The organism is uncultured Lactobacillus sp. (genome assembly GCF_944327175.1).
Classification (GTDB): Bacteria; Bacillota; Bacilli; order Lactobacillales; family Lactobacillaceae; genus Lactobacillus.
Genome location: NZ_CALVGT010000003.1, coordinates 1 through 8595 on the forward strand (window position 1 = coordinate 1; position 8595 = coordinate 8595).

At 48.7% G+C, this 8595-nt stretch carries 7 protein-coding genes; 5 read left to right on the plus strand and 2 right to left on the minus strand.

Annotated elements, in window-relative coordinates:
• Positions 1 to 236 precede the first annotated feature (236 nt).
• Both pepC and Q0J41_RS00575 read right to left on the minus strand, forming a co-directional pair.
• Positions 237 to 1586, minus strand: a complete 1350-nt coding sequence (pepC, locus tag Q0J41_RS00570; protein WP_296224764.1) for an aminopeptidase C — start codon at positions 1584 to 1586, stop codon at positions 237 to 239.
• Between the two features lie 89 nt (positions 1587 to 1675).
• Positions 1676 to 1963: a hypothetical protein gene (locus Q0J41_RS00575; RefSeq protein WP_296224766.1), complete on the minus strand. Its 288-nt coding sequence runs from the start codon at positions 1961 to 1963 to the stop codon at positions 1676 to 1678.
• Positions 1964 to 2068: 105 nt separating this feature from the next.
• Between Q0J41_RS00575 and Q0J41_RS00580 the strand changes: the two genes are divergently transcribed.
• The 5 genes from Q0J41_RS00580 to Q0J41_RS00600 all read left to right on the plus strand — a co-directional run bounded on the left by Q0J41_RS00580 (position 2069) and on the right by Q0J41_RS00600 (position 8108).
• Positions 2069 to 2623: a dUTP diphosphatase gene (locus Q0J41_RS00580; RefSeq protein WP_296224768.1), complete on the plus strand. Its 555-nt coding sequence runs from the start codon at positions 2069 to 2071 to the stop codon at positions 2621 to 2623.
• Positions 2623 to 3999 (plus strand): DNA repair protein RadA, encoded by a 1377-nt coding sequence (radA, locus tag Q0J41_RS00585; protein ID WP_296224770.1) that lies wholly within the window; start codon positions 2623 to 2625, stop codon positions 3997 to 3999. The genes Q0J41_RS00580 and radA overlap by 1 nt, the downstream gene beginning before the upstream one ends.
• 112 nt (positions 4000 to 4111) lie before the next feature.
• Positions 4112 to 5059 carry a glycosyltransferase family 8 protein gene (locus Q0J41_RS00590; RefSeq protein ID WP_296224773.1) on the plus strand — a complete coding sequence of 316 codons (948 nt, stop codon included), beginning with the start codon at positions 4112 to 4114 and terminating at the stop codon, positions 5057 to 5059.
• A 175-nt stretch (positions 5060 to 5234) separates the two neighbouring features.
• Complete coding sequence (locus Q0J41_RS00595) at positions 5235 to 5504, plus strand: hypothetical protein (RefSeq protein ID WP_296224775.1); 270 nt, start codon at positions 5235 to 5237, stop codon at positions 5502 to 5504.
• 12 nt (positions 5505 to 5516) lie between these two features.
• Positions 5517 to 8108, plus strand: a complete 2592-nt coding sequence (locus Q0J41_RS00600) for a bifunctional diguanylate cyclase/phosphodiesterase (RefSeq protein WP_296224777.1) — start codon at positions 5517 to 5519, stop codon at positions 8106 to 8108.
• The last annotated feature ends 487 nt before the right edge of the window (positions 8109 to 8595 follow it).

Genomic DNA, 8595 nt, shown 5'->3' on the forward strand with positions numbered 1-8595 from the left:
TAAGGGATTCCTTTCGTATTGATAGTGTTCAAATCAATTATACGGAAAAGGAGTCCCTTTTCTTATACCCAATTTTGATTTACTTTAAGGAACTGTTCATCCTTACACATAAGATTATACGGTCTCCATTTGAGTGCCAAAGACGTGATTCAATGTTTTGTTCAACACTAAATTTCCATACACACCAAAAAACGAGTTGCGCGATGCAACTCGTTTTTCATATCTATTCAATTCTCTTAGAAGTCGAAAGCCAAAGCGCCCATTGGGTCCCATGGCAGAAGTTCGATTGGGTTTTCCTTGCCTTCGTCGTAAGCCTTCTTAACGTCTTCTGGCAGGAAGGACTTGTTCAAAACGGCTTGGTAAACGAATTGGTCGAACCATTCGTCGCTCATGACGAAGTAGCCCTTAAAGCCTGGTTTGTCGCCCCATGAGTTTTCGATCTTCCACTTAGTTGGCTTGTCGTCAACCAGGTCAACGGCAGTGATAACCATGGCGTGGTTCATCATGCTTTCGCCGGAGTTCAAGCGGTCAGCCTTGCTCATTGAGAAGTCGTAGTCAAAAAGCTGGTCTCTTTGGTAGATATTGGTGTCCAAAAGCCCGGCTACCCGGTCGCCGCCCTTGGAAACGTCTGAACCAAACCAAACAACTTCGCCTTGCTTCAATTGGTTGATGATCAGTTCCTTGAACTTGGACAGTTCCAGGTTGAGGTGGCGGACTTGCCGGCCGCCAACCACGTTGCCCAGGTATTCTACTGAGAAGACCTTATTGTATGGCTTGTCAGCAGTAGGCCCGTTGATAACCGAGATGTAGTTTTCCAGGTCCCAGCCAACGTACTTCTTGAAGAAGTCTTGCGGAGTGATGTCCTTGTCGATGTGGTAGACGCCGTCATTGTCAGTGTATTCGAAGTTGAAGCTCTTTGGCGGCAAGCCTAATGAGGTAGCCAGCATGCGGAAGATCGCGTCCAAAAGTTCAGCCTTGTGGGCTTCTACTTCTTCTTCGCTCTTGCCTTCATTGACCAAAGCCCGCAGTTCCAAACCGCCCTTGCGGAGCATGGTGTTCAAAGTGTCGTCCAAAGCGCGGGAGTTTTCTGAGTTAGCCGTTTCCGGGTAAACCTTCTTCGGCACGATCCCGTACTTTTCAATCAAGCCGCAGAGCATGTCCCATTGCCCGCCGTCTGATTGCGGAGTGGCAAAGAGGAAGGAGACCTTCCGGTCGCCCAGTGGCTTGTCAGCTGAGCTGATCACGTTTTCAAAGAAGAAGTTGGACTTTTCAAACTTGTCCCAGAAGAAGGTGTAGCTCTGTGACAATTCAAAGCCCTTCAGCTTGAATTCCTTTTGGATTGAGTGACGCATGGTGTTCAAAGCACTGAACATCCAGCAGCGGCCTGACTGCTTTTGGTTGGTAACTGAACCAGTGTCGATTTCCACTGAGAAGGTCGGGTCTAGGTCAACCTTGCTTTGGGTGCTTTGGCTGGCCTTAAAGATCCCATTGGTTTGGGCAGCGTTGGCAGCTACCCCGTAAGCTGGATGCTTGCTCAAGTTGCTGGTGAAGTTTTCGATCGTGTCAAAGCTGATTTCTTTTGACATCCTATTGCCTCCTGTTTCTCTTTTTTCTTTTTAAAAAACTATCTAAGCCCATTTTAGCCCATAAAAATAGGTCCGTCTATCAAAGTAGCTTAATTTGCTGGTTTCCCGGCCCAAATGTTCGTCAATTCCCCGTGCTTTTGACAATAAGCGATCACTTGCGGGTCTAAAGGCCAAACTTTTAAGCCCGTCTCCTGGCAAAGCTTTTCTACTTGCGCCATCACTTGGTCCAAAGTTCCTTCTGGTGCCCCTGGCGCGATAAAAAGCTGGTTCATGACCCAAACCGGCCCGCTCTTTCTCTCGATCAAGAGGAGGGGACTTTTGGCAACTAACTGGCCGTCAGCCTTGATTTCAATGACTTTTTCTCTTTCTTCTGGCATTATTTTTCCTTTCAAAGCGGCATGTTTTTTGCGGTCCTTGCCTTTTCCTTTGCTGTCTTAACTAGTGTAAAATAGATGTCTAGATAATTAAAGGAGCAAAAAACAATGAACAGAGTAAGAGGCTTTGAAGTAGTTAAGAAGTATGAAGGACAAGGCTTGACCCTGCCCCGCCGGCAGACTTTGGCCAGCGCCGGCTACGACATCGAAGCAGCCCGCGACATCACCATCCCCAGCATCTGGAGCTTGAACTTCGTTAGGATCTTCCGCTTGATCAGAAACGGCCACGACTTGATCGAAAGCGACTTTTTGCAGGCAGAAGAAGTCTTAAAGCCAATCTTGGTCCCAACCGGCATCAAGGCCTACATGCCAGAAGATGAGGTCTTAATCCTGGCCAACCGGTCTTCCAACACTTTCAAGCGCAACCTGTCCTTGCCAAACGGGATCGGCGTCATCGACAGCGACTACTACAACAACCCCAACAATGAAGGGGAGATCTTCGTCCAGGTCTTGAACTACGGCGTCCGTCCCCTCAAGATCAAAAAGGGTGAGCGGATCGCCCAGGGTATCTTCGTTAAGTACCTTAAAACAGATGACGACCAGCCAATCGAAAGCCAGCGCTTAAGCGGCTTTGGCTCAACTGGCAAGAAGGGCGGCAAGTAATGGCCAGAGCTAGAACCCAGTACAAGTGCCGCTCTTGCGGCTACATCTCCGCTTCTTACCTGGGCCGGTGCCCGAACTGCGGGGCCTGGAACCAGTTTGAAAAAGAAAGCCAGGAGGTCCGCCAGACTTCTTCTAAAGCTACCCCCAGCCGCTTGATGGCCAGCGTGGGTGCTAAAGAAGCCGTCAAAATGTCCTCCGTCAAGGCGGAGAAAGAAGAGAGAGTTTTAACCAAGTCCTCTGAACTTAACCGGGTCTTAGGCGGCGGGATCGTGCCCGGCTCTTTGGTCTTGATCGGCGGGGACCCCGGCATCGGCAAGTCCACTTTGATGCTGCAGATCATGAGCGAACTGGCCGAAAAATACAAGGTCCTCTACGTCTCCGGGGAAGAATCTGCCAGCCAGATCAAGCTGCGGGCTGACCGCTTAGGCCTGGGCCAAACGCCCATGCTCCTTTACCCGGAAAGCAATATGGAACACATCCGCGACCAGATCGATGACGTTAAGCCTGATTTTGTCGTCATTGACTCGATCCAGACCATGAACGAACCCAGCCTGGACTCCATGGTGGGCTCAGCTTCCCAGGTCCGGGAAGTTACTGCCGAACTGATGAAGATCGCTAAGTTGGACCAAGTCACTGTCTTTGTCATCGGCCACGTGACCAAGGAAGGGTCCATCGCCGGGCCGAAAATCCTGGAGCATATGGTTGACACCGTCCTTTACTTTGAAGGCGACGAGCACCATGCCTACCGGATCCTGCACTCAGTCAAGAACCGTTTTGGGGCGGCCAATGAAATCGGCATGTTCGAAATGAAGACTGAAGGCCTGGCAGAAGTGACTAATCCTTCCGCGGTCTTCTTAGATGAACGCCTGCCTGACTCAACCGGGTCAGCCGTGGTCGTTTCTTTAGAAGGCACCCGGCCGATTTTAGGCGAGATCCAGGCCCTGGTCACCCCAACCGCCTTTGGCTATGCTAAGCGGACTACTTCGGGGCTGGATTATAACCGGGTCTCCCTGCTTTTAGCCGTTTTGGAAAAAAGAGGGAACCTGATGCTGCAGAACCAGGACGCCTATTTATCAGCCACTGGCGGCATCCGCTTAAACGAGCCGGCTATTGACTTAGCCATCGCCATGGCCATTGCCTCCAGTTATTATGACAAGGAAATCTCCGCGACCGACTGCTTTGTCGGGGAAATCGGCCTAACCGGGGAAGTCCGCCGGGTCAACCAGATCCAGGCCCGGGTCAAGGAAGCCGGCAAGGTTGGCTTCAAGCGGATTTTTATCCCTAAGTACAATATGAGCCCGGCCTTGCAGGATTTGGGGATTGAAGTAATCCCGGTCTCCAGCGTCCGCCAGGCCCTCCACTACCTTTTCTCATAGAGGAAAACTATGTAATCCTTTCATTCAATTTGCACTTTTTTTCTTGCTAAAAAGCTGGCAAGAACTACAATGTGGTATATCGGTTGAAAACAGATGGAAAGGAAAAATGTTAATGACAGTTCCAGTATTTTATTCAATCAGTGATGACTTCACCCCATATGCGGCCGTTTCACTGCACTCTTTGGTCAAGCATGTTGACCCAAAGCGTGATTACACGGTAACTTTTTTGCACCAGGGCTTAAGCCAAGAGCATGAAAAGGCTCTGGCCGCTTATAACAGAGATAATGTCCACATCAAGTTCTACGAGATGTCCGACGAACTCTTGAAGCCAATCCAGGACCGGAAGGAAAACTACCTGCGGGGGGACTTCTTTGCCATGTCCATTTTCTACCGCCTCTTTATCCCAGACCTCTTCCCGGAATACGACAAGGTAGTCTACATCGACAGCGACACGGTCTTAAATGACGACATCGCCAGGCTTTATGACCATGACTTAGGCAATAATCTCTTGGGTGCCTGCACCGACTCTTCCATCCAGTTCGTGGAAAAGATGCTCCGCTATATCAAGGAAGTCTTGACTCTGGATCCGAAGAAGTACATCAATTCAGGGATGCTGGTCATGAATGCCAAGGCCTTCAGGGAAGAAAACTTCGTTGACAAGTTCTTCAGCCTCTTGGGCCGTTACCACTTTGACTGCATCGCCCCGGACCAGGATTACTTAAATGAAATCTGCTCCGGCCGGATCAAGTACCTGGACGGCCGCTGGGATGCCATGCCAAACGAAAACACTGAGGCTTTGGCTAACCCTGGCCTCATCCACTACAATCTTTTCTTTAAGCCTTGGCACTTCAGCGGGATCCAGTATGAAGACTACTTCTGGACAAACGCCGAAGAAACCATCTTTGCGGCTGAACTGAAGGCAGAACTGGCCAAGACGACTGATGAAGAAAGGGACACCGAATACCACAAGCTGGACCACATGCTGGGCAAGCTGGACACGACCCTGCAGGATCCCCACAACTGGGCCCGAGTTAAGGAAAATGAGCAAGTAGCTTTATAATTCACAAGAAAAAACTTTCCAAAATTCGCTTTTTGGAAGGCTTTTTTAGTCGCTTTGGACAATTTTTCCAAAAAAATCAGCCAAAAAACGAGACATTTATAAACAAAACCGCTACAATTAAATAGTTGAAAAGGAATAATAAAAGGCTTATGACGTCTAGGCGAAGGAAACAAACATGATTAGGCAGAAAATTCAGCTTGCTTTTCAGCAATTTCAAAGCAAGATTTTAAAGGATGGCCGCCCAGAGCCAGACCAAGTGATTGCTTTGCTTGATCTCGTCAAGGGCGAACTAGGCTTGTCCATGGTCTACGTTTGCGAAAATACGGCGGTCGGCAGTCAGTTTATATATCAATATTGTTCTCATGGCGCATCTTTTTCCGCTATGCACCACAACCTACTCATCGCGGAAGGGGCGGAGAGAGACCAACTCTATGGGCGTTTGTAGCAGGATAATCCGGTGACCTTGGAAGGTGAAGGCTTTAACAAGAGCTATGCTTTGGCAATTGGCAACCTGGCCTACAGCTACTTTACCGGGGAAATCTGCCAGGGCTTTGTCAGTTTTCAAAAGGAAAAGCAAGCAGAGGGCTGGAGTGAGGATGAAAAAGAGACCTTAACTTCTTTGGGCAACCTTTTTTGGCCCTTGATCAGCGGTGACCAGATCAGTTCCCTGTCCCGGATTATGCATGCTGGTCCTGGCGGCATGTCCATGATCTGGGTCTACCCCAAGGTTAAGACGCTTATCTTCTCCCAAGACCTCCGGACCTGCTTGGGCATTAGCAATTACTACCGGGCCAAGTCGATCGAGGATTTTTGCCAGAATTTTGTGGCCTACCTTGACCAAGACAAGGTAGTCGCGGCTTACCAAAAGGCCCTGCAGGGGGAGGCGGCAGAAATCAGCTGCCATGCCTTCCAGCGGCCAGACAAGCTGCACCTGAACTTTTTTCCCAACCGCTATGACTTTGCTGGTGAAGTTGATCAGATCATCATTTTAGTCAGAAAGGCAGCGACTGTTTCTAAAGAGCGCCGGGAGCGGGGCAAACGGCTGGAAGCCTATCGGGAATTCCAGATGATCTACAGCCGGGACAATTATTCTGAATTTTTCGTCGATTTAACCAAAAACCAGGCGACTGTCTTCAAGGCACCTTTGACTTGGCAGCCAGTTTTGGAGAACAGGGAAGACTATGACCAGCTCTTGAACTATTTTGCCAGTGAACTGGTCTTGCCCAACAGCCAGCAGCGGTTCGTAAATGCATTAAGCCGCGAGAACCTGCGCAGGCAATTGGCTCAGCAGACCAGCTTTTTCATTACGGCTCATGTCCGGGTTGGAGACCAGCAGCGGCTCCTGGAATTTGAAGTAATTGAGGGGCATTCCGGCATCCGCCGGGTACCAGAGAGCGCCATCATAGTCGTCAAAGACGTGACGGACAAGCTGGTTTCCCGTTATGACTCTTTGACTGGCCTGCTCAACATGCACAACTTTCTTTTGGAAGTCGGGCAGAAGTGGCAAACTGGTGGCCAGCTCTTGGTCATGAATGTGGAGAACTTCAAGTTCTACAACATGCGTCATGGCTTAGATCAGGGGGACCACTGCTTAATCGAAATCGCTGAGCTCTTAAAAGAGCACTATCCTAATGCTTTATTAGCCCGCTTTAACGCGGACAGTTTCTATGTTTATGATCCAGAACCAGGTGACTGGGAGCTGCGGATCATCCGCCTGCACACCCGATTAAAGCGCCTGCCTTTGGCCAGCCAGCTCCGGGTGCGGGTCGGAGTCTACCAGTATGATGAGAAAGTCAGTCCTTCTTTAGCCTGTGACCGGGCCAAGCTGGCCTGTGACCAAGCAAAGAAGCAGCCTGAGCAGAGCTGGTGCTTATACACTTCGGCCATGCAGGAAAAGGAAGAATTAAAGCAGTACTTGATCGACCACCTGGATGAAGCTATTGAAAAGCACTACCTGCAGGTTTACTACCAACCAGTCATCCGGACTTTAACCGGCCGCCTCTGCGGGGCGGAAGCTTTGATCCGCTGGATTGATCCGGTCAAGGGTTTCTTGTCACCGGGCGACTTTATTCCCCTCTTTGAAGAGATGAACTTGTCCTACAAGGTTGACCGTTATGTCATCCAAGAAGTTACCCAGGGCTTGCGCGGGCGTATCGACAAGGGAGAAAATATCGTGCCAGTTTCCATCAACTTGTCCCGGGCAGACTTCCAGATGATGGATCCTTTGACCGAATTAAACCAGGCCATGAGGAAAAATGGCTTGCGCCGGTCCCTGGTCCACGTGGAAATCACCGAAAGTGCCTTATCTAAGGATATTGCCGGCTTGAAACGGACCATTCACAACTTCCGCCAGGCCGGCTATGAAGTCTGGATGGACGACTTTGGCAGCGGCTATTCTTCCTTAAACTATCTCAAGAATTTTGAATTCGATGAGATCAAGCTAGATATGATCTTTATGAAGGACTTTGACGAAGCTTCAAAGAAGATCTTAACCGCCTGCGTGAAGATGGCCAAGGACCTGGGAATCCATACTTTGGCTGAAGGGGTTGAAACTAAGCAGCAGTTGGACTTCTTGCAGTCGATTGGCTGCGAGCGGATCCAGGGCTTTTACTACAGCAAGCCCTTGCCAACCGGTGAGTTTGCCAAGCTGGTGGCTGAAAAGGGGATTGAAATTGAGAACTGGCAGCAGAGCAAGTTCTACCAGCGTGTTGGCCTGGTGGACTTGGTCAGCGACAAGCCGACCTGTCTGCTTTTAGACGATGGCAGCCATTTCCGTTTGCTTTATGTCAACGAAGAATTTCAGAAAGAAGTCAAGCGGGCACCGGCAGTCTTTAAGCAGATCGTTAATGAATGGAACAAGCCGGAATCAGAAATTGCCAAGCAGCTACACGCCTTTGCCAAAAAGGTTGGACAGGGTGAGGCAAGCTATTTTGACTTTAAGCAAACCGAGCAATACCTCCGCCTTAGTGCCCAGCAAATTGCCAGACACGAAAATTGCCAGATGTTCCTGATCAACGCCAGCGACATCACCGTGCAATACCTAAAATAAGCAAGAAGCAGTCATTTGACTGCTTCTTTTTTACTTTCAACCCGTAAAAAAGTTGAAAAAATAAAAAAATTCAAAAAAATTTTTATGCATTTAAGCTAGAAAAGACATAAAATCCGAACTATTTTTCCGAAAAAGCAATTTTTCCAAAAGTGCACGAGGATTTTGAAAAATAAAAAGGTAAACAGCCTTTACAACACTTCCTGGCGTTTGGCAGAAAAGACAATTAAAAGGCAAAAGTTGACGAAAAAGGGAAAAAAAGGTAAAGTATTAAATGTCTTCAAGGCAAGCAAGAAGCGCTTTCGTAAGGAAAGACAATTGAAGACAAAATAAAAAATATCGAAAACTTGTTGACAAGAAGCTAACAAGCGAGTAAGATATAAAACGTTGCGTCACTAAGACGCAAGTTGGTACTTTGAAAACTGAACAAAGTTTCGCAGTGTGCGGGTCAAACATTGTTTGATCCAAACAAATAAGCGAAGTCAATTCG